The sequence below is a fragment of the Bacillus sp. Bvel1 genome, assembly GCF_014872755.1.
Lineage (GTDB): Bacteria > Bacillota > Bacilli > Bacillales > Bacillaceae > Bacillus > Bacillus velezensis.
The window spans coordinates 262,645-281,775 of the sequence record NZ_JAAOBZ010000004.1; the positions used below are offsets into that span (position 1 = coordinate 262,645).

The following is a 19,131-nucleotide window of genomic DNA, read 5'->3' on the forward strand; positions in this document are numbered from 1 at the left end:
ATCGCCGGCAGGCTTTTTTGATATTGCGGGAATAATCGGTTCGATTCCAGACAAAATAACAGCAAATACGATTGAAAGAAGGTCGCCATCATGGATATATTACTGGCTCTTCTCCCGGCTTTATTTTGGGGGAGCATCGTGTTATTTAACGTCAAATTAGGCGGCGGGCCTTACAGCCAGACGCTGGGAACGACAATCGGGGCGCTCATCGTTTCGTTTGTGCTGTATCTGTTTGTCCATCCGGTGCTGTCCGGGCGCATTTTTATTGTCGGCATCATCTCGGGGCTGTTTTGGTCGCTCGGCCAAAGCAATCAGCTTAAAAGCATACAGCTGATGGGCGTTTCAAAAACGATGCCGATATCAACGGGAATGCAGCTCGTCTCGACTTCTTTGTTCGGTGTGATCGTATTCAAAGAATGGTCAACCCCGATCGCGATTACGCTGGGTATTCTCGCCCTTATTTTTATCATCATCGGGATTGTGCTCACATCTTTAGAAGATAAAAAGGGGCGGGCGGACGGAGAACCGGGAAACTTAAAAAAAGGCATTGTCATCCTGCTGATCTCCACGCTCGGCTATTTGGTCTATGTCGTCGTCGCCCGGCTGTTCGGTGTATCCGGATGGTCAGCGCTTCTGCCGCAGGCGATCGGGATGGTCATCGGCGGACTGCTCCTGACGTACAAGCATAAACCGTTTAATAAGTACGCCCTCAAGAACATTCTGCCGGGAATCATCTGGGCGCTCGGGAACATGTTTCTGTTCATCTCACAGCCGCGCGTCGGAGTTGCGACAAGTTTTTCCCTCTCTCAAATGGGGATCGTCATCAGCACGCTCGGCGGAATCTTCATTCTCCGTGAGAGCAAAACGAAGCGTCAGCTGGTCGCCATTGCCATCGGGATTATCCTGATCATTGTAGCCGCGGTATTCTTAGGCGTTGCGAAATCAAATTCATAACATATGCAGGAGGTTTGAACATGTACACGGATTTAAAAGGAAAAGTCGTTGCCATTACGGGAGCTTCATCAGGATTAGGAAAAGCGATGGCGATCCGCTTCGGACAGGAGCAGGCGAAAGTCGTGGTTAACTACTATAGTAATGAAAAAGACGCCCAAACCGTTAAAGAAGAGATTCAAAAAGCGGGAGGCGAAGCTGTCATCGTTCAAGGAGACGTCACAAAAGAAGAAGATGTCAAAAACATCGTGCAGACCGCAGTGAAGGAATTCGGCACATTGGATGTCATGATCAATAACGCCGGCATGGAAAATCCGGTTCAGTCGCATGAAATGCCGCTTAAAGACTGGAACAAAGTTATCAATACCAATCTGACCGGCGCTTTCTTAGGAAGCCGCGAAGCCATAAAATATTACGTAGAGAATGATATTCAAGGAAACGTCATTAACATGTCAAGCGTACATGAAATGATTCCGTGGCCGCTGTTTGTCCACTACGCGGCGAGTAAAGGCGGCATCAAATTGATGACGGAAACGCTGGCGCTTGAGTACGCGCCGAAGCGCATCCGTGTTAACAATATCGGACCGGGCGCCATCAATACGCCGATCAACGCGGAAAAATTTGCCGATCCCGTTCAGAAAAAAGATGTGGAAAGCATGATTCCGATGGGATATATCGGTGAGCCGGAAGAAATCGCGGCTGTCGCCGTCTGGCTTGCTTCAAAGGAATCAAGCTATGTGACCGGGATTACGCTGTTTGCTGACGGGGGAATGACCAAATATCCGTCTTTCCAGGCAGGCCGCGGATAAGAAAAAAAGCGATCGCAGGCTCTTTAGAGCCGGATCGCTTTTTGCTTACACGCGTTTTTTCTTTACAAGCGCCGCGATGGAAAGGATAATCGCCGCAGCTGACAGAACGATGGCTGCAATATCAAGCGCTGATACGCCGGATTTGCTTTCTTCGTTTGACTGTTCAGCTCCGTGCGCATCCGTCACGCTCGCCGATTTCGTGATTTTCGTAATCGAGTGAGGCGTGTCGGCTTTCTCATCACCCGTCCATTCTACAATGCTGCCGTCTTTGTAATATTGGTAAGCGTCCCAAGCGGCATCTCCGCTCTTTTCAGGATTTTTCGCAACGAACGTGAACTGCTGGAATTGGCCGGGCTGAATGCCGCCGTCCTTTGCTTCCCAAGTGACGGAGACCGCTTTGTCATCATGTTTGGATACGGATGTTTTCCAGCCCGGAATCGGCTGATACTGCTGAAATTCAACGCCGGCGGGCATTTTCAGCACGACTTTCGTTGTCGGCTCATTCTTTTCCACAGGCACTTTCATCGTGTACGTTTCCCAAGAACCGGCCGCGGATTCCGCGGGTTTGACTGAGACGTGGGCGCTTGCTGCAGTCGTAAAACCGACGAGTGACAGGGTCACGGCGGATATGAATATTAAAGCCTTTTTTTTCAACATGAGATACACTCCTTAGTTTGTCGTTGAGAATATTTGGTTGATTTCGTTAAAATCGTTTGTCAGTCCGTGGACTTTGATCTTCCAGTTTCCCTTTTCGGTGATGGACAGGTTGGCGGCTTCGAATGTGCCTTCCTTCGTCTTCTTCAAATCAAAGGTGCTTTCATGCTGTTTGCCGCTGAAGCCCGTCTGGTAAACAGTGACCGTAAATTGCTGAATGTCTTTTACTAAGCTGCCGTTATGATCGGTGACAATGACTTGAAATTCATTTTTACCCGGCTGGTTCGGCGTAATGTGCAAGGATAGGGTCTCCCCGTTTCCGATCGTTTCTGAGCCGTTAAAAGGCAATGGCGCGGGCGGAGGCGGACTGGGCAGGCTTGTGAAGACGGCGGTTGTGAATAACACCGCAATGCCTAGTGCCCATTCGGCCTTTATCGTTGCGCTGATGCTCCTTTTTCTGCTGAACTTCGTCATCCATACGTGAACGGCGCCGAGCGCAAGCATGATGACAAACAGTCCGATTTTCAAAAGGAGCGTCTTGCCGTAAGCGGTGTGAAAGAGTGAATCGAACGAGCGGATAATGAAAAATCCGTTCAGCACTCCTGAAAATAACAGGACGCCGACAGAGGCGAACGCCCAAGGAGAAAACCGTCTGACCGTTTCCCAAGCGATGGTTTTATCGGGTTTTCTCCACTCTGATGAAAGAAGCAGCACAAGCGCGGCGATACCGCCCATCCATACAGACGCAGCCGATAAATGGAGAAAGTCCATTGCGATGCCGACCGCTTTTTCGTCGATAACGGCCGCATGCCCGGCGAATGCTTTTGCCAAAAGCGAAGCGAAGAAGAATAACAGCGGCGCCGTCCAGTACGCAAATGACCGGAATGCTTTCTTCTTCAGCATCGGGATCATGGACAGGGCGAGCAGGATAAATAAGCTGATCTGGATCATCCAGACGTACCCGCCTGCCGTTTTCAGAAGCGTTTCTTTTACATAGTCCGGCTGAAACGCGGCGCTCCAAGCCCCGCCCGCGTTTTCTTTCGTCTGGATCGGGAGCTGGCACACGAGCGCGAGCCCCGTTAAACATAAAGAAATCACGAGCAGCTTTACAGTTCGTTTTGCTTTTGATGAATCTTCATTATTTCTGTACCAAAACAGATGGAAAAAAGCCGTGCCGATAAACAGGGAGAGAGCGGTGTACAAAATACCGCGGTCGATGGCCGCTTCGGGATGAAGCGCCGCTTGCGATGATGTCTGCTCCTGAAGTTCTCCGCCGGCTTTTCCGATGCTGAAAGGGATGACGCCGGATACCGGATGTCCGTCGGCCGATACCGCGTTCCATTCCGCTCTGTAAATATCATGCGGCAGATTTTTTTTCAATGCCGCGGTCATGATGCGGGCATTATTTTTTTGAATCACCGTTTTGCCCGCGTCAACCCGTTCGCCGGATGAATTATAGACCTTAATGGAGTGGAAGCCTTCTTCAATCTGTTCATTAAACTCAATTTCAATCTGCTTCGGCGCTTGTTTTAATTCGCTGTTCTCACCCGGATTTGAGTTTGTGATGTAGGCGTGGGCGAAGCTTGTTTTCGGAATCAAAACAAGGAACAGCAAAAAGACGAGCCAGCGTTTGTTCTGTCTCATGGATGATGACACCGCCTTCCGGTTGGTTGTTGTTATGTCTTGCTGCAGGTGCATCCCTTCTGCCTGTCGTGTAAGATGATGTCCGCCGCCTCGTCAAAGGTGCAAATGACCCCGCCGAATCCTTTTTGAAACCGTTCTGCGTAATCAAGCGTTGAGAAGGGAATCGCCTGAGGCCGGCAGCAGTGAAGGTCAATATCGGCATGGACTAAAAAGTATGCGGAAGCGGCCGTCAGCGTCGTCTGAAGAAGAAAATCCTTACAAATGACGTGGGACACTTCTTCCTTTTTATCCTCATACCGCAAAATCGCGCAATGAATGCAGCACATCTGCTCAACGGTTTGTGAAACGGTAATAAGCTGAACAGAATACGAATGCTGAATCGGCCGCAGGCAATAGCCGCATTGATTGGCGCTTCGTTCTGAAGCGGGAGGGAGCGTAATGCCGCCGGGTGTCCGGATAATCCGGTTTGCATCCGCCAGCTGATTGACGTCTCTGTACACGGTCATCTCGGAGACGCCGAATCTCTCGCTTATGTCAGAGATTTTCAGCGCGCCCTCTTCTTTCAGCCATTCAAGCAAGGTTTGCTGTCTGTGAATCGGAAGCAATTCTGCATCCTCCTTTTTATGCGAATGAGTGATGAACCTCCCTCTAAGAGTAGATGTTTTCACAAATGCACACAAGAGCCTGATGATAAAATATGTGAAAAAATGTTGAACAATCACAAATGTAAAACACGCAGTCAGACTCTGTTATAATAGAAGAGTTGAATGGAGGAATAAACATGAAAGAAACGACCTGCCCGAACTGCGGCAAGCCGATTACAGGCGACATGGTCAGATCATCGATGATCCCGTGCCAGTTTCAGTGCGGGCATTGCCATGTGAAATTGCGTGAATATAAAGTATCAGCTCCGATTATGGCTGCGGCCATTGCGATCACGGTGCTTTTGATTTATCTTGTGCAGATGGCCAGAACCGCCGTCATGCCGATGTTTCCGGCAGCGCGGTATGTGCCGGCCGCCATTTTCGCGCTCGTATGTGCGTATCCGGTGTTTATTGTCAGTGAGCGGCTCATTGCCAAGCTCGTCGTCACAAAAGGACACATTATATACAGAAAGCGGTAAGACACCTTTGATGAGGTGTCTTTTTTTTGTTAAGGATTTGTCACAGTCTCTGTGCCAAACTCCTCTTTACTTTTCATTGAATGGGGATTGTAAGCGTTTTATGATGAAGACACAGGGGAGAGAGAAACCCCGTGTCTTATTTATTTTCATCTGAAGGCAGGCAAACAGGGAGGGAATGAACATGCAGCAAGAACAGCAAGCTGGCATGAAAGTGAAGATACAGCGGTTCGGCAGTTATTTAAGCGGTATGATCATGCCGAATATCGGCGCATTTATCGCATGGGGAATTATCACCGCGCTGTTTATTCCGGCGGGATGGTTTCCGAATCCGCAGCTGAATACATTGGTAAGCCCGATGATTACGTATCTTCTGCCGCTTTTAATCGCATATACGGGCGGAAAAATGATCTATGATCACCGCGGGGGAGTCGTCGGAGCGACGGCCGCCATCGGAGTCATTGTCGGAGCGGACATTCCGATGTTCTTAGGGGCAATGATTATGGGACCTTTGGGCGGTTATCTCATTAAACAATTAGACCGTCTGTTTAAAGATAAAGTCAGACAGGGTTTTGAAATGCTGATCAACAACTTCACGGCGGGAATTATCGGCGCGGTGCTGACGATTATCGCGTTTTATGCGATCGGCCCGGTCGTCCTGTCTCTTAACAAATTGCTGGCGGCGGGTGTGGAAGTCATTGTTCACGCGAATTTGCTGCCGATTGCAAGCGTTTTCGTAGAGCCGGCGAAAGTCCTGTTCCTGAATAACGCGATCAACCACGGCATTTTAAGCCCGATCGGAATCGAGCAGGCCGCCAAAGCGGGAAAATCCATTCTGTTCTTAGTGGAAGCGAACCCCGGACCGGGACTCGGTATTTTACTGGCCTATATGTTCTTTGGGAAAGGCTCTTCAAGATCGACAGCTCCGGGAGCGGCGATCATTCATTTCTTCGGGGGGATTCATGAAATCTATTTCCCTTACATTTTAATGAAACCGATGCTGATCCTCGCGGCGATCGCCGGGGGAGCGAGCGGACTGCTCACATTCTCGATCTTTAACGCGGGTCTTGTCGCCGCATCATCTCCGGGAAGCATCATCGCCATTTTGGCGCTGACGCCGAAAGGAAGCTATCTCGGCGTGCTGGCGGGCGTCATCGTTGCCGCGGCCGTATCGTTTATCGTCTCGGCGCTTATTCTGAAATCGTCTAAAGCGGGCGAAGAAGATTTGACAGCCGCGGCGGAAAAAATGCAGGAAATGAAAGGCAGGAAAAGTGAAGCGGCGGCCGCATTGGCAGACAAAGAGGAAGAGCCGGAAAACAGCGCCGCTGATATTTCCGCTGACCAAGTCAGCCGCATTATCTTCGCATGTGACGCGGGTATGGGATCGAGCGCAATGGGCGCCTCAATTTTAAGAAACAAAGTGAAAAAAGCAGACCTGGATATTGATGTGACAAATACGTCGATCAATAATCTTCCGAATGACGCGGATATCGTCATTACGCATAAGGACCTGACTGACCGCGCGAAAGCGAAGCTGCCGCAGGCGGTGCACATTTCGGTTGATAATTTCTTAAACAGCCCGAAATACGATGAACTGATTGAAAAGCTTAAAAACTAATCAAACAGAAAGAGGGATCTTCATCATGGAAGTATTGGCTAAAGCGAACATCAAACTGAACCAGACAGTGAACTCAAAGGAGGATGCCATCCGCCTCGCGGGACAGACATTGATTGATAACGGCTACGTGAAGAACGGCTATGTGGAAAAAATGTTCGAACGTGAAGAAACATCATCGACGTTTATGGGGAATTTCATCGCGATCCCGCACGGCACGGAAGATGCAAAGGATGAGGTGCTTCATTCAGGCATTTCCGTCATCCAGATTCCGGACGGTGTTGAATACGGTGAAGGCAATACGGCAAAGGTCGTTTTCGGTATTGCCGGAAAAAACAATGAACACTTAGACATCCTGTCAAACATCGCCATCATCTGCTCTGAGGAAGAAAACATCGAACGGCTGATCAGTGCAAAGACGGAAGAAGAACTGGCCGCTATTTTCAGCGAGGTGAACTGACATGATTGCCCTTCATTTCGGAGCGGGAAACATCGGGCGGGGCTTTATCGGCGCCCTGCTCCATCATTCCGGCTATGAGGTAGTTTTCGCTGATGTGAATGAAACGATGGTCAGCCTTCTCAATGAAAAGAAGGAATATACCGTGGAGCTTGCCGACGGCAGCAGGCAGACAGAAATCATCGGCCCCGTTTCAGCCATCAACAGCGCGGTGCAAGAACAAGAGCTGTACGGGCTGATTAATGAAGCGTCGATCATTACGACGGCGGTGGGCCCGAACGTTCTCAGACTCATCGCCCCGTCCATCGCGGAAGGTCTGAAGCGCAGAACGTCCTCTGAGCCTCTCAATATCATTGCCTGTGAAAATATGATCGGCGGCAGCAGTTTTCTGAAAAAAGAAGTTTTCGGACATTTGACGGAAGCGGAGCGGGAACTCATGAACCGGACAGTCGGCTTCCCGGATTCTGCGGTAGATCGGATCGTGCCGATTCAGCACCATGAAGATCCGCTGAAAGTATCCGTAGAACCGTTTTTTGAATGGGTCATAGACAGAACCGGCTTTGCCGGCGATCAGCCGGTACTTAAAGGCGCGTTGTTTACGGATGATCTTACGCCTTTCATTGAGAGAAAGCTGTTTACCGTCAATACCGGGCATGCCGTCACGGCGTATGTCGGCTATCAGCGCGGATTAAAAACCGTCAAAGAGGCCATCGGCCATCCGGAAATCCGGCGTGTCGTGTACGATGCACTTTCAGAAACGGGCGAGTACTTGGTGAAAGCATACGGCTTTAAGCAATCCGAACACGAGCAGTACATGAAAAAAATCATCAGCCGCTTTGATAATGAATACATCACGGATGATGTGACAAGAGTCGCCAGATCACCGCTCAGAAAACTCGGAGCGAATGACAGATTAGTAGGGCCGGCCAAAAAAATAAAAGAACCGAATGCGCTGGCGGAAGGTATCGCCGCCGCCCTGCGCTTTGACTATCAGGATGATCCGGAAGCGGTTGAGCTGCAAAAGCTTATCGCGGAAAAAGGCACGAGCGGCGTTCTTCAAGACATTTGCGGTATTCAGCCGCATGAACCGCTGCACGGCATCGTGCTCAAAAAGCTCAATCAATAAAAATGAACCCGCGTCGGGGGGACGCGGGTTTTTTCTTGCGTTATAATGAGAGGGAAGGGAGGCTGCGTGATGAATCAGAAGCTATTGCCCCATCGTTTTCCGTTTCTTTTGATTGACGGCACGACGAACAGTGAAGCCGGAAAATGGGCGGCTGCTTACAAAAACATCAGTGAAAATGACTGGTTTATAACTGAATCCCAAAGAGAGATGCCATTTTCGCTCGTCGTTGAAGCAATGGCCCAAACGGCGGCTTGCGCGGGAATTACCGGCGGTGACGGTCTCGGTCTCTTATCCGCGGTGAAGAAAGCGGAAAGGTTAGGTGCCGCTTTGCCGGGAGACCGTCTGGATCTTTTTTTTGAGGTCACGCGAATCAGACGCGGTTTTGTGTTCGGCCGGGCGAAAGCATCCGTTGCCGGGAAGCCTGTGGCGGAAGCGGAGCTCAGCATATTTATCCAGCCATCGTAAAAAAAGCCGCCTCCACCGGCGGCTTTCGGACAAGCGTGTTATTTTGTATCATAATCTCTCTCACTTTGTGAATTGTCCCTCTGGTCATGTTTGTGTTTTTCGTCATTGGCGTTTTCCTTCAGCTCTTCCAGCGGAATCGGATCCGTTAAATCATGATGTTCAGGATTTTCATTCGGTTTGTTCTTTTGTTTTCTTTCTTTCATCCTCCATCACCTCAATATTTCTTTTCCTCAACGCTCGCCCCGCCAAACGCAGGAAGCGGTTTTTTGTTCCTGTGGGTCATATGTATTAAAATAGAGACGACTACAATATAAAAAGTGAGGTACATATATGCCGATACAAAGAGAAGACGCAGATATTAAACTGATCGCGATTGATATGGACGGAACCCTGCTCAATGACGAGCAGCTCATCCCGGAGGAAAACCGGCGGGCGATCAAGGAAGCGGAGGCGAAAGGAATTCACGTCGTCATCAGCACAGGACGCACGCTGATGACCTGCCGCGAACTGGCTGAGTCTCTCGAGCTGTCATCCTTTTTAATCACGGCAAACGGCAGCGAAATCTGGGATTCCAACTTTGAGCTGGTTGAGCGCAAGCTTCTTCATACCGATCATATTCAAAAATTATGGGATCTGAGGAATAAGCACAACACGAATTTCTGGGCCTCTACCGTCGATAGAGTGTGGAGAGGGGAATTCCCGGAAACGATTACGGATCATCAGTGGCTCAAGTTCGGGTTCGAAATCGAGGATGATGAAGTGCGGAATGAGGTGCTGAAAGAGCTCAAGGAATACAAGGAGCTCGAAATCACAAACTCAAGTCCGATCAACATCGAAGTCAATGCCCTCGGTATCAACAAAGCGGCTGCGCTGGCGAAGGTATCGGAAAAACTCGGCTTCACGATGGAAAATGTGATGGCCATGGGTGACAGTCTGAATGACATTGCCATGATCGAAAAAGCGGGTGTCGGCGTCGCCATGGGGAACGCGCAGGACATCGTGAAAGAAACAGCTGACTGGGTGACTGATGTCAACACGGAAAACGGGGTCGCCAAAGCGATCCGCCACTGGGTGTTATAATAGAAAAAAGAGAGAGTCTCAGCATGAGGCTCTCTTTTTTTGTTTTGTCAGATTTGTGACTAGGTCCATGGTAGGTTTTCTGACAAAAGGATGTTCAAACTTGTCAGAATTAAATATAATGAAGAGAAATCCAACAATTCGGAATAGTCGTTCCAAATATCGGAATAATAAAATAAAACGTTTACAATACAGGAGGGAGCTTATGTTTCAGATTGACATCAATTGTGATTTAGGAGAGAGTTTCGGTGCTTATAAAATCGGACTGGATGAAGAGATTTTGGATTATGTGACATCTGCAAACATCGCCTGCGGCTTTCATGCGGGTGATCCCAGCGTGATGCGCAAAACGGTTGCGCTTGCGGCGGAAAAAGGCGTGAAAATCGGCGCTCATCCCGGGCTGTTCGATCTGCAGGGATTCGGGCGGCGGCAGATCGCGATTACGCCCGAGGAAGCGTATGATCTGACGCTGTATCAAATCGGCGCGCTGTCAGGGTTTTTAAAAGCGGAAGGTGTCGAGATGCAGCATGTGAAGCCGCACGGCGCTTTATATAATATGGCCGCTGTCAATCCCGGCCTGTCAGAAGCCATCGCTCAGGCGGTCTGTCATTTTGATCCCGGGCTTATTCTTTTCGGGCTTTCCGGAAGCGAGCTGATTAAAGCGGGAGATCGAATCGGACTGAGGACGGCAAGCGAAGTGTTTGCGGACCGCACCTATCAGGAAGACGGCACGCTGACGCCGCGTTCAGAGCGGGATGCGCTGATTCAGGATGACAAAAAAGCGGTCGGTCAAGTGATTCAAATGGTGAAAGACAGCACGGTGACATCACGTAAGGGACAAGCTGTAAACCTGAAAGCGGACACGGTCTGCATTCACGGAGACGGCGCCCACGCGCTGACATTCGCAAAAACAATCAAAAAAGAATTAAAAGCGGCAGACATTCAAATCAGCGCGCTTGCAAAAGACTGAGCAGCAGAGGGAGGAAGACAGCATGGAGCAAAAGAAAAAAACAGCCGGAAAGGCTTCCGGCAAATGGTCGCTTCTTTTAGGCGCGACATTTTTGATGGCGACATCATCAATCGGGCCCGGCTTTCTGACGCAAACGGCCACGTTTACCAATACATTGGCGGCAAGCTTCGGCTTTATCATTTTAATTTCTATTATTTTGGACATTTTCGCGCAAACCAATGTATGGCGGATTATCGCGGTTTCCGGAAAGCGCGGCCAAGAGATTGCCAATATGGTGCTTCCGGGCGCCGGTTATGCCATTGCGTTTCTGGTCGTGCTCGGCGGACTTGCGTTTAATATCGGAAACATCGGCGGCGCGGGTCTCGGTCTTCAAGTATTATTCGGAATCAAACCGGAGATCGGCGCTTTAATCAGCGCAGCGGTCGCGGTTCTGATTTTCGTCATAAAGGAAGCCGGAAAAGTCATGGACCGTTTTATGCAGATCGCCGGAATCGTCATGATCGTATTGACGGTGTATGTTGCCGTAACGACGGGTCCGCCGGTCGGACACGCCGTTGTAAAAACTTTTATGCCTGATCATATCAGTGTGCTGGCAATCGTGACGCTTGTCGGCGGCACGGTCGGCGGATACATTACATTTGCCGGAGGCCATCGCTTGCTTGATTCAGGCATCCAGGGGAAGGAAGTCATTCCTCAGGTGACGAAAAGCTCTGTCACAGGCGTCTTGATTACATCTGTTATGCGGATTGCCCTGTTTCTCGCCGTGCTCGGCGTCGTTTCAAAGGGTCTGCGCATTGATCCTGATAATCCCGCGGCTTCTGTATTCCGGCTTGCGGCGGGAAATGTCGGCTATAAAATTTTCGGCGTCATCATGTGGTCTGCCGCTATCACGTCTGTCATCGGCGCCGCCTATACATCGGTGTCATTCTTCAAATCGTTTTCGGCAAAAATCGAAAAGCACTCACATGGCGTAATTATCGGTTTTATCATCGTATCCACTCTTATTTTTGTCACGATCGGCCAGCCTGCCAAAATTCTGGTCGCGGTCGGTTCGCTTAACGGCTTAATTCTGCCGCTTGCATTAGCGATGATTCTGTTGGGCGCCTATAAGAAAAAAATCGTCGGCGATTACAAGCATCCGATCTGGCTCACGATTGCAGGGGCGATCGTAGTGGTTGTCATGGCGGTTATGGGCATCTATACATTATTCTCGCAAATGCCGCAGCTATGGAGCTGATGATATGAAAAACCATATGAGTGATATGAGTCCCGAAGAAGTCAGACAGCTTATCAGGAAAGGGCAGATGACCGGGCCGACGGCGGGGTTGGCCGCTTCTTACGCACAAGCCAATCTCGTCGTTTTGCAAAAGGATCTTGCCTTTGATTTTCTCTTATTCTGTCAGCGCAATCAAAAGCCTTGTCCGGTGCTTGATGTGACGGATGCGGGTTCACCCGTTCCGGCAATAGCGGCGCCGGGAGCTGATATCCGGACGGACTTTCCGAAATACAGGATTTATCGGCATGGCGTGCTTACTGAAGAGGTAACGGATATTACGCCGTATTGGAAGGATAATTATGTCGGGTTTTTGATCGGCTGCAGTTTTTCATTCGAGCAGGCCCTTATTAATCAGCACATCCCGATCAGGCACATCGATGAAGGCGTGAACGTTCCCATGTATAAAACAAATATTGACTGTGTTCCGGCGGGCCCGTTTTCAGGAAAGATGGTCGTCAGCATGAGACCGATTCCGGAAAGGCTGGCAGTCCGCGCGGCGCAGGTCACGTCACGTTTTCCCGCCGTGCACGGCGCCCCCGTCCGCATCGGAAATCCGCAAAGCATCGGCATCAGCGATTTGCATCAGCCGGATTTCGGAGATGCCGTAACGGTGCGGGAAGGTGAGGTTCCCGTATTCTGGGCTTGCGGCGTTACACCCCAGGCGGTGATCATGGAAGCAAAGCCTGATATCGTAATAACACATTCACCGGGGCACATGCTAATCACCGATATACAAAATGAATCGCTTACTGTCCTGTAAGTGAGAAAGAATACAACGAGGTGATGACAATGATGCAGTATAGCGGAAATACAGCGCTTGATATACAGCCGTACGGTGATTCCGCCGTTATCATCCGCTTTGGCGGGCACATCAGCGAAGAGGTCAACAGCCGGGTGCAGGCGGCGGCAGCCTGTATGGAAGAACGGCCGTTTCCGGGCTTCGTTGAATGTATTCCGGCATTCACAAGCTTAACGGTCTTTTATGACGTGTCTGCCGTCTCAAACATAAAAAAAGGCGTCTCTCCTTTTGCCCTGGTCAAGAAAGAAGTGACAGAACGTCTCAGCCATATAATGACCGGCCGCAAAAAAGAGCGCCGGGTGATGGAAATCCCCGTTTGCTACGGCGGAGATTTCGGTCCCGATTTAGAAGAGGTCGCTGAAATGAACGATCTGACCCCGGAAGACGTCATCCGCATTCATACTGAAGGCGAATATCTCGTTTATATGCTCGGATTTGCGCCGGGATTTCCGTTTTTAGGAGGAATGTCTGAGCGGATCAGAGCGCCGAGAAAGGCGTCGCCAAGGCCGTCCATCCCGGCCGGTTCAGTAGGAATCGCGGGAATGCAGACCGGTGTGTATCCGATATCCACTCCCGGCGGCTGGCAGCTGATCGGCAGCACCCCGCTCCGGCTTTTCAGACCGGAAGAACATCCGCCGAGTCTATTGAGAGCGGGCGATACGGTGAAATTCGTCCGGATCACAGCAGAGGAGTACAGCCGCATCAAGGAGGGAGCCGAATGAGTATGAAAGTGGTAAAACCCGGTCTCTTGACGACGGTTCAGGACACGGGGCGGACGGGATATCAGAAATACGGTGTGCTGGGAAGCGGCGCAATGGATACGATCTCTCTGCGCATCGCCAATCTTCTTGCCGGAAATCAAGAAAAAGAGGCGGGGCTTGAAGTTACGCTTATGGGGCCAGGGCCTTCCTTTGAGTTCTCAGAACCCGCGGTTATTGCCGTTACGGGGGCGGATTTCGCCTTTCATATTAATGGGGAGCCCGCCCCTCTGTGGAAACCGGTTTTGATAAAGGAAAACAGCGTCGTTTCATTCGGGCCGTGCAAGATGGGGAGCCGAGCTTATCTCGCCGTCGCGGGGGGATTTGACGTGCCCGCCGTCATGGAAAGCAAAAGCACGTATGTCAGAGCGGGGATCGGCGGCTTTTGCGGAAGAGCGCTGCAAAAAGATGATGAGCTGCCGCTCGGCCGTATGACGCCATGTTCGGAATCAATCGCGTACCGTCTGAGCGATTCTTTCGGACAGTATGGTTTCTCAGCGCCTGATTGGTCTGTCAGCAGCAGAGGGTTTCTGCCGCTGAAAAAAAATCCGGTCATACGAGTGCTTGAAGGCGCTCAATTTCACGCTTTTACAGAAGAAGCAAAATTACGTTTTTATCAAGAGTCATATACGGTCACGCCTCAATCCGACCGAATGGGCTACCGGCTGAAGGGCGCTCCGCTTGAATTGCGGGAGCCGCTGGAAATGGTATCTGAGGCTGTGACGTTCGGAACGGTGCAGGTGCCGCCGGACGGCAATCCGATTATTCTGCTGGCTGACAGACAGACGACGGGGGGCTATCCGCGAATGGCGCATATCATATCCGCCGATCTTCCCCTCGTCGCCCAAACGATGCCGGGGGAACATATTACGTTCCGGGCCGTTTCGCTGGAGGAAGCGGAAATGCTGCTTTTGGAGAAGGAACAGCAGCTGAAGGAGCTGAAAGCAAGGCTCAAAATGGAATGGCTGATCTGACAAAGGGGCTAAAGACCATGGAAAACAAAAACAAAACCGTCATCAAATCAATGGAACTGCTTCATTTGTTTCTCACTGAACCGAGCCTGAGCTTAAATGAGCTGGTTTCTCTATCGGAAATGCCGAAGACTTCGGTTCACCGGATGGCAAGCTCACTGGAGGAAACAGGGTTTCTCACCCGGGCGGCGGACGGCCGTTATCAGCTTGGTCTGATCTTTTTACAATTCGGCCAGCTCGTCTCTGAACGTCTGGATATCAGGAAAATAGCCAAACCGATTATGGAAGAGCTGTGCAGCGAAGTGGATGAGGCCGTTCAGCTGATCATGAGGGACGGGGATGAAGCCATTTACGTCGAAAAAATTGAAGGCACCCAAACCGTCCGCCTGTATACGGCAATCGGCCGCCGGTCGCCGCTGTACGCGGGAGCGTGCGCCAGAAGCATTTTATCGTTTCTGCCGGAAGAGGAGATTGACACATACATTCAGAAGACAAAGCTTGCCGCAATCGCCTCAGGCACGATGACGGATCGGGCTGAACTGCTTCACTCCATTGAAAGATCCTTGCAATCAGGTTATACGATCAGCTATTCGGAATTAGAAGATTATACGGCGGCGATCGGGGCGCCGATTTTCAATCACGAAGGTAAGGTGGCTGCCGGAATCAGCATCGCCGGCTTCGAAGCCCGGTTTTCAGAGGACAGGCTGCCGTATTTAACCGAAAAGGTCAAAAACGCCGCACAGCATATTTCTGAGAAATTAGGTTATTGACCGAGCCAATTTTTCTTCACTCGCGTACATTACAATATCGATAGTAACGAGTGGAGGAAAGTAAATGGGACTTGTTTATACGGCGCTGGGGGATTCTTTGACGACGGGGAGGGGATCCGGGCCGTTTTCCGCCGGTTTTGTCCAGCGGTTCGGGCGCATGATGGCAGAAGATTTACAGACAAGAACCGACGTATCCATCTTTGCCAAATCAGGCCTTGAGACGGGAGAAATTCTCGGGCTTATGTCCTTCCCGTACATTCAGAGGCGGATTCAGGCTGCTGATATGATTACGATTACAGGCTGCGGCAACGATTTGATCGATTCGGTTCAGGCATATCAGCAAACATCGGACGCTTCGGTATTCACCAGCGTGTCCAGTCACTGCCATGAGAACTTTGAAAAGATGATAGCCAAGATTGCTGCCTTAAAAGGGCCGCACCCGTCTCCTTATGAGATCCGCGTCTTCAATTTATACAATCCTTTCCCGGGCATCTCCATTGCAGAAAAATGGATATCCTCTTATAATGCGCACCTCAGCACACTCGCATCGGCGCCGCACGTCAAAATTGCCGACGTCCACAGCGCTTTCAAAGGAAAAATGAATGAATATCTTTCTTATGACCGCGTACACCCCAACAGCAAGGGGTATGAAGTCATGGCATGCGTCCTGCGGGGGCTCGGATACGGAAGCCTCGCCCGCTCATAAACCGCGCGCTCCTTTTCATGGGGAGCGCGCTTTTCGTGCTCCTTAAAACAAACTTAAAATTGTCCGACTTTCGTTCTATCCGCGCAAAAAGTACGCTAGAATAATGGGGGATAAAGACAGAAATAGAATTGTGTTCAAAAAATGATAACAGAAAGGATGGATTGCTTTGCTGCGCGCCTTAAAACTGTCGCTCGCGATGCTGATTATTATACTTGCGGCCGCCGCATTTACGTATGCGGAACATACCTCCGTCATACAGCCGGTTATGCTCGTATTTCTCGGTGCGGTCATGTTCATTCAGGGGCTGGAGGAAAAACGGAAAGAAAACGACGGCTCCGGGAAATTCAATATCTATACCGCCGTTTTTGTATGGTCGATCTCCTTAATCGGTTTTACGCTTCACGCGATCTGAGTCTGATAGATCCTGAAAATGCTCCACAACGGGAAATGGTGAATAAAAACGGTGCAGTAAGGCTTTCCACTCCTGATATTCCGGCGATCCGCGAAAGCCTTTTGTATGATCTTCTAATGTCTCCCATTCCACAAGCAGCAAATATTTATGCGTCTTTTCCATACATTTGGACAAGGAATGGGACAGATAACCTTTCATGCCCGCGATAATCGGCTCCGCCCGGCGGAATGCCTCTTCGAATTCCCCCTCAAGACCTTCTTTTACATACAGCATGGCTGCTTCTCTGATCATCTGAAATTCCTCCTTTTTTTAATAGATACATTGTATAAAAATATGGGCCGTGACGGCCGGAAAAACAAAAAAATTTTAAACGCTATGAGAAAAAAATCCTTGCCAGCCTGATTTGGTTTAGGAGAAAATAACAGTTGGAAGGCAGGGGAATAGACAGTGAAAAAAGGGTTATACCTATTACTTTTACTCGCAGGAATCATAGGTTTGATCGGCTGCTCGAAAACGGAATCGGCCGAAGACAGAATGAAAGATTTCGTAAAAGACTGGAACGGCGGTCATTACGATAAGATGTACCAAAGCCTCACCCAGGATGAAAAGAAAAAACGATCCAAAAAGGATTTTGTAAAACGATATGAAACCATTTATGAACAAGCAGGGGTCAAAAATCTGAAAGTCACTGCCGAAAAACAGGACGAAGACGATAAGAAAAAAGATGACCTCCAGCACATCGATTATAAAGTCAGCATGGATACAAAAGCAGGGAAGGTCGCTTTTGAAAACACGGCCGTCCTGAAAAAAGAGAAAACAGACGATGGAGAATCATGGAACATTGACTGGAATCCTTCTTTTATTTTCAAACAGCTTTCCGATGACAAAACCGTGCAGATCGCAAATGAGGAACCGAAGCGCGGACAAATTTACGACAAAGACGGAAAAGGTCTCGCCGTGAATACCGAGGTGCCGGAAATCGGCATTATCCCTGGAAAACTCGGCAAGGATAAAGACAGCGTGATCAAAAAACTGTCTGAAAAACTGGACCTTTCTGAAGACGATATCAAAAGCAAACTGAACCAGGGCTGGGTAAAAGACGACTCCTATGTCCCGATTCAAAAAATCAGACCGGATGATGAAAGCAAGGTCAAAAGCCTGCTTGCATTAGACGGCGTGACGAAAACGAAAGTCAGCTCCCGCTACTATCCGTACGGCGAAAAAACGGCCCATCTGACCGGCTATATTAAAACCATCACAGCGGAGCAGCTGAAAAAAGCGAAAGACGGCCAATACAGCGATACTTCCAAAATCGGCATCGCCGGCCTTGAGAATGTATATGAAGACAAGCTGCGCGGCAAGACCGGCTGGAAAATTTACGTCCCGCAAACAGGTGAGGTCATTGCTGAAAAGAAAGCCGAAAGCGGGCAGGATATTCATGTAACGATTGACATGAAAACGCAGACGAAGCTGTATGATTCTATGAAAGATGACAGCGGAGCGGCAGTCGCCCTCGAACCGCAAACGGGAGAGACACTCGCGCTCGTCAGCGCACCGTCTTATGACCCGAACGGCTTTCTTTTCGGCTGGAGCGGAAAAGAGTGGAAAAAGCTGAATGAAGATAAAAACAATCCGTTTTCAGCGAAATTCAACAAACTTTATGCGCCGGGATCAACGATTAAACCGATTGCCGCGGCAGTCGGCCTGACAAACGGCACATTGAAAGCATCGGAAAAGAAAAAAATCACCGGAAAAGAGTGGCAGAAAGATTCGAGCTGGGGCGGTTACCATGTCACACGCGTATCAGAGCGCCTGAATGAAGTGGATCTCGAAAACGCGCTGATCACATCGGACAACATCTACTTTGCGCAAAATGCCATAGATGCCGGAGCGGACGCGTTTACAAAAGGATTAAAAACATTTGGCTTTGATGAAGAGATTCCGTACCAATTTCCGATTGAAAAGTCCTCAATCGCTAACGGCAAGCTTGATTCCGAGATCCTTCTCGGAGATACGGGCTACGGCCAGGGGCAGATGCTGATGTCTCCGCTGCACTTAGCGGCTGACTATACCGCATTTGTAACAGACGGAAATCTCGTCAAACCGACATTGATCAAAGACGGAGAAAAAACACCGCAAATCTGGCATAAGCAAGTGGTGTCGAAAGCCAATGCCGAAGAAATCACGAAAGGGCTGAGAGGCGTCGTTGAAGATCCGCGCGGCTCTGCATATCAGCCGGCCGTAAGCGGCATTACCGTAGCCGGAAAAACCGGTACAGCCGAGCTGAAAACGTCTAAAGAAGATAAAGACGGCAAAGAAAACGGCTGGTTTGTCGGTTACGATTATAAAAAGAAAGACCTCTTGATTGCGATGATGATTCAAGACGTCAAAAAACGCGGCGGAAGCCATTACGTCGTTGAAAAAGCGAAAAAGCAGTTTCAGAATCATTAAATGACGATTTTTGCGGGCTGAAAGGAAAATCGGCCGCCGAAGCAGAATGAAACAGCATGGGCAATTCCTGAAAACAGAGATACAAGAGGCTCTAAGAAAA

At 49.8% G+C, this 19,131-nt stretch carries 22 protein-coding genes; 17 read left to right on the forward strand and 5 right to left on the reverse strand.

The annotated features are described in order from the left end of the window. Positions 1-90: 90 nt before the first annotated feature. Together HAP68_RS01860 and gdh are read left to right on the forward strand one after the other, a co-directional pair. Positions 91-954, forward strand: a complete 864-nt coding sequence (locus HAP68_RS01860; protein WP_003156317.1) for a RhaT/GlcU family sugar-proton symporter — start codon at positions 91-93, stop codon at positions 952-954. Positions 955-974: 20 nt separating this feature from the next. Then, complete coding sequence (gene gdh / locus HAP68_RS01865; RefSeq protein WP_003156315.1) at positions 975-1,760, forward strand: glucose 1-dehydrogenase; 786 nt, start codon at positions 975-977, stop codon at positions 1,758-1,760. 45 nt (positions 1,761-1,805) lie between these two features. Here the strand turns inward: gdh and HAP68_RS01870 are convergent, their stop codons facing one another. Genes HAP68_RS01870 through HAP68_RS01880 form a run of 3 tightly spaced genes read right to left on the reverse strand, consistent with a single transcriptional unit; the run spans position 1,806 to position 4,663 of the window. After that, positions 1,806-2,417: a YcnI family copper-binding membrane protein gene (locus tag HAP68_RS01870; RefSeq protein WP_024084888.1), complete on the reverse strand. Its 612-nt coding sequence runs from the start codon at positions 2,415-2,417 to the stop codon at positions 1,806-1,808. A gap of 12 nt (positions 2,418-2,429) precedes the next feature. Beyond that, the gene (locus tag HAP68_RS01875) at positions 2,430-4,058 is read right to left on the reverse strand and encodes a copper resistance CopC/CopD family protein (protein ID WP_003156310.1); all 1,629 of its coding nucleotides are present in this window, start codon (positions 4,056-4,058) and stop codon (positions 2,430-2,432) included. 32 nt (positions 4,059-4,090) lie between these two features. Further along, a complete protein-coding gene (locus tag HAP68_RS01880) occupies positions 4,091-4,663 on the reverse strand; it encodes a DeoR family transcriptional regulator (RefSeq protein ID WP_024084889.1) in 573 nt (190 codons plus the stop codon). 176 nt (positions 4,664-4,839) lie between these two features. Between HAP68_RS01880 and HAP68_RS01885 the strand changes: the two genes are divergently transcribed. From HAP68_RS01885 to HAP68_RS01905, 5 genes are all read left to right on the forward strand, one after another. Beyond that, positions 4,840-5,181, forward strand: coding sequence for a hypothetical protein (locus HAP68_RS01885; RefSeq protein ID WP_003156306.1), 342 nt, complete (start codon positions 4,840-4,842; stop codon positions 5,179-5,181). A gap of 175 nt (positions 5,182-5,356) precedes the next feature. After that, a complete protein-coding gene (locus tag HAP68_RS01890) occupies positions 5,357-6,796 on the forward strand; it encodes a PTS mannitol transporter subunit IIBC (protein WP_024084890.1) in 1,440 nt (479 codons plus the stop codon). 25 nt (positions 6,797-6,821) lie between these two features. Beyond that, positions 6,822-7,253 (forward strand): PTS mannitol transporter subunit IIA, encoded by a 432-nt coding sequence (locus HAP68_RS01895; protein WP_012116817.1) that lies wholly within the window; start codon positions 6,822-6,824, stop codon positions 7,251-7,253. Between the two features lies 1 nt (position 7,254). Further along, positions 7,255-8,376 (forward strand): mannitol-1-phosphate 5-dehydrogenase, encoded by a 1,122-nt coding sequence (locus HAP68_RS01900; RefSeq protein ID WP_024084891.1) that lies wholly within the window; start codon positions 7,255-7,257, stop codon positions 8,374-8,376. Positions 8,377-8,445: 69 nt separating this feature from the next. Then, positions 8,446-8,841 (forward strand): 3-hydroxyacyl-ACP dehydratase FabZ family protein, encoded by a 396-nt coding sequence (locus HAP68_RS01905; protein ID WP_003156298.1) that lies wholly within the window; start codon positions 8,446-8,448, stop codon positions 8,839-8,841. Positions 8,842-8,879: 38 nt separating this feature from the next. Here HAP68_RS01905 and HAP68_RS01910 read toward each other — a convergent pair whose 3' ends face one another. Then, positions 8,880-9,044 carry a hypothetical protein gene (locus HAP68_RS01910; protein ID WP_003156294.1) on the reverse strand — a complete coding sequence of 55 codons (165 nt, stop codon included), beginning with the start codon at positions 9,042-9,044 and terminating at the stop codon, positions 8,880-8,882. A 127-nt stretch (positions 9,045-9,171) separates the two neighbouring features. Here HAP68_RS01910 and HAP68_RS01915 point away from each other — a divergent pair, with 127 nt between their 5' ends. The 9 genes from HAP68_RS01915 to HAP68_RS01955 all read left to right on the forward strand — a co-directional run bounded on the left by HAP68_RS01915 (position 9,172) and on the right by HAP68_RS01955 (position 16,580). Further along, complete coding sequence (locus HAP68_RS01915) at positions 9,172-9,921, forward strand: Cof-type HAD-IIB family hydrolase (protein WP_003156292.1); 750 nt, start codon at positions 9,172-9,174, stop codon at positions 9,919-9,921. Between the two features lie 202 nt (positions 9,922-10,123). Next, entirely contained in the window at positions 10,124-10,888 is a 765-nt protein-coding gene (locus HAP68_RS01920; protein ID WP_024084892.1) for a 5-oxoprolinase subunit PxpA, read from the forward strand. Positions 10,889-10,910: 22 nt separating this feature from the next. Continuing rightward, a complete protein-coding gene (locus HAP68_RS01925) occupies positions 10,911-12,125 on the forward strand; it encodes an NRAMP family divalent metal transporter (protein ID WP_003156289.1) in 1,215 nt (404 codons plus the stop codon). Positions 12,126-12,129: 4 nt separating this feature from the next. After that, positions 12,130-12,924, forward strand: coding sequence for a putative hydro-lyase (locus HAP68_RS01930; RefSeq protein WP_024084893.1), 795 nt, complete (start codon positions 12,130-12,132; stop codon positions 12,922-12,924). 29 nt (positions 12,925-12,953) lie between these two features. Next, the gene (gene pxpB, locus HAP68_RS01935; protein WP_024084894.1) at positions 12,954-13,685 is read left to right on the forward strand and encodes a 5-oxoprolinase subunit PxpB; all 732 of its coding nucleotides are present in this window, start codon (positions 12,954-12,956) and stop codon (positions 13,683-13,685) included. A gap of 2 nt (positions 13,686-13,687) precedes the next feature. Next, positions 13,688-14,695, forward strand: a complete 1,008-nt coding sequence (locus HAP68_RS01940) for a 5-oxoprolinase subunit C family protein (protein ID WP_088005481.1) — start codon at positions 13,688-13,690, stop codon at positions 14,693-14,695. 17 nt (positions 14,696-14,712) lie between these two features. Further along, on the forward strand, positions 14,713-15,462 hold the full coding sequence (locus HAP68_RS01945) for an IclR family transcriptional regulator (RefSeq protein WP_003156285.1): 750 nt from the start codon (positions 14,713-14,715) through the stop codon (positions 15,460-15,462). A gap of 64 nt (positions 15,463-15,526) precedes the next feature. Continuing rightward, a complete protein-coding gene (gene lipC, locus HAP68_RS01950) occupies positions 15,527-16,168 on the forward strand; it encodes a spore germination lipase LipC (RefSeq protein WP_003156284.1) in 642 nt (213 codons plus the stop codon). A gap of 196 nt (positions 16,169-16,364) precedes the next feature. Then, positions 16,365-16,580 carry a YczI family protein gene (locus tag HAP68_RS01955; RefSeq protein WP_369719110.1) on the forward strand — a complete coding sequence of 72 codons (216 nt, stop codon included), beginning with the start codon at positions 16,365-16,367 and terminating at the stop codon, positions 16,578-16,580. Here the strand turns inward: HAP68_RS01955 and HAP68_RS01960 are convergent. Next, positions 16,551-16,871, reverse strand: a complete 321-nt coding sequence (locus HAP68_RS01960) for an antibiotic biosynthesis monooxygenase family protein (protein WP_003156282.1) — start codon at positions 16,869-16,871, stop codon at positions 16,551-16,553. The two genes, HAP68_RS01955 and HAP68_RS01960, sit on opposite strands and share 30 nt — an antisense overlap. 156 nt (positions 16,872-17,027) lie before the next feature. On the opposite strand from HAP68_RS01960, the gene HAP68_RS01965 reads away from it, so the two are divergent. Further along, a complete protein-coding gene (locus HAP68_RS01965; protein WP_003156281.1) occupies positions 17,028-19,031 on the forward strand; it encodes a penicillin-binding transpeptidase domain-containing protein in 2,004 nt (667 codons plus the stop codon). The last annotated feature ends 100 nt before the right edge of the window (positions 19,032-19,131 follow it).

Excerpts from the sequence above, each read along its gene's own strand:
- HAP68_RS01860 (WP_003156317.1), top strand. The coding sequence starts at position 91 with ATGGATATATTACTGGCTCTTCTCCCGGCTTTATTTTGGGGGAGCATC.
- gdh (WP_003156315.1), top strand. The coding sequence starts at position 975 with ATGTACACGGATTTAAAAGGAAAAGTCGTTGCCATTACGGGAGCTTCA.
- HAP68_RS01870 (WP_024084888.1), bottom strand. The coding sequence starts at position 2,417 with ATGTTGAAAAAAAAGGCTTTAATATTCATATCCGCCGTGACCCTGTCA.
- HAP68_RS01875 (WP_003156310.1), bottom strand. The coding sequence starts at position 4,058 with ATGAGACAGAACAAACGCTGGCTCGTCTTTTTGCTGTTCCTTGTTTTG.
- HAP68_RS01885 (WP_003156306.1), top strand. The coding sequence starts at position 4,840 with ATGAAAGAAACGACCTGCCCGAACTGCGGCAAGCCGATTACAGGCGAC.
- HAP68_RS01890 (WP_024084890.1), top strand. The coding sequence starts at position 5,357 with ATGAACATGCAGCAAGAACAGCAAGCTGGCATGAAAGTGAAGATACAG.
- HAP68_RS01895 (WP_012116817.1), top strand. The coding sequence starts at position 6,822 with ATGGAAGTATTGGCTAAAGCGAACATCAAACTGAACCAGACAGTGAAC.
- HAP68_RS01900 (WP_024084891.1), top strand. The coding sequence starts at position 7,255 with ATGATTGCCCTTCATTTCGGAGCGGGAAACATCGGGCGGGGCTTTATC.
- HAP68_RS01905 (WP_003156298.1), top strand. The coding sequence starts at position 8,446 with ATGAATCAGAAGCTATTGCCCCATCGTTTTCCGTTTCTTTTGATTGAC.
- HAP68_RS01910 (WP_003156294.1), bottom strand. The coding sequence starts at position 9,044 with ATGAAAGAAAGAAAACAAAAGAACAAACCGAATGAAAATCCTGAACAT.
- HAP68_RS01915 (WP_003156292.1), top strand. The coding sequence starts at position 9,172 with ATGCCGATACAAAGAGAAGACGCAGATATTAAACTGATCGCGATTGAT.
- HAP68_RS01920 (WP_024084892.1), top strand. The coding sequence starts at position 10,124 with ATGTTTCAGATTGACATCAATTGTGATTTAGGAGAGAGTTTCGGTGCT.
- HAP68_RS01925 (WP_003156289.1), top strand. The coding sequence starts at position 10,911 with ATGGAGCAAAAGAAAAAAACAGCCGGAAAGGCTTCCGGCAAATGGTCG.
- HAP68_RS01930 (WP_024084893.1), top strand. The coding sequence starts at position 12,130 with ATGAAAAACCATATGAGTGATATGAGTCCCGAAGAAGTCAGACAGCTT.
- pxpB (WP_024084894.1), top strand. The coding sequence starts at position 12,954 with ATGATGCAGTATAGCGGAAATACAGCGCTTGATATACAGCCGTACGGT.
- HAP68_RS01940 (WP_088005481.1), top strand. The coding sequence starts at position 13,688 with ATGAAAGTGGTAAAACCCGGTCTCTTGACGACGGTTCAGGACACGGGG.
- HAP68_RS01945 (WP_003156285.1), top strand. The coding sequence starts at position 14,713 with ATGGAAAACAAAAACAAAACCGTCATCAAATCAATGGAACTGCTTCAT.
- lipC (WP_003156284.1), top strand. The coding sequence starts at position 15,527 with ATGGGACTTGTTTATACGGCGCTGGGGGATTCTTTGACGACGGGGAGG.
- HAP68_RS01955 (WP_369719110.1), top strand. The coding sequence starts at position 16,365 with ATGCTGATTATTATACTTGCGGCCGCCGCATTTACGTATGCGGAACAT.
- HAP68_RS01960 (WP_003156282.1), bottom strand. The coding sequence starts at position 16,871 with ATGATCAGAGAAGCAGCCATGCTGTATGTAAAAGAAGGTCTTGAGGGG.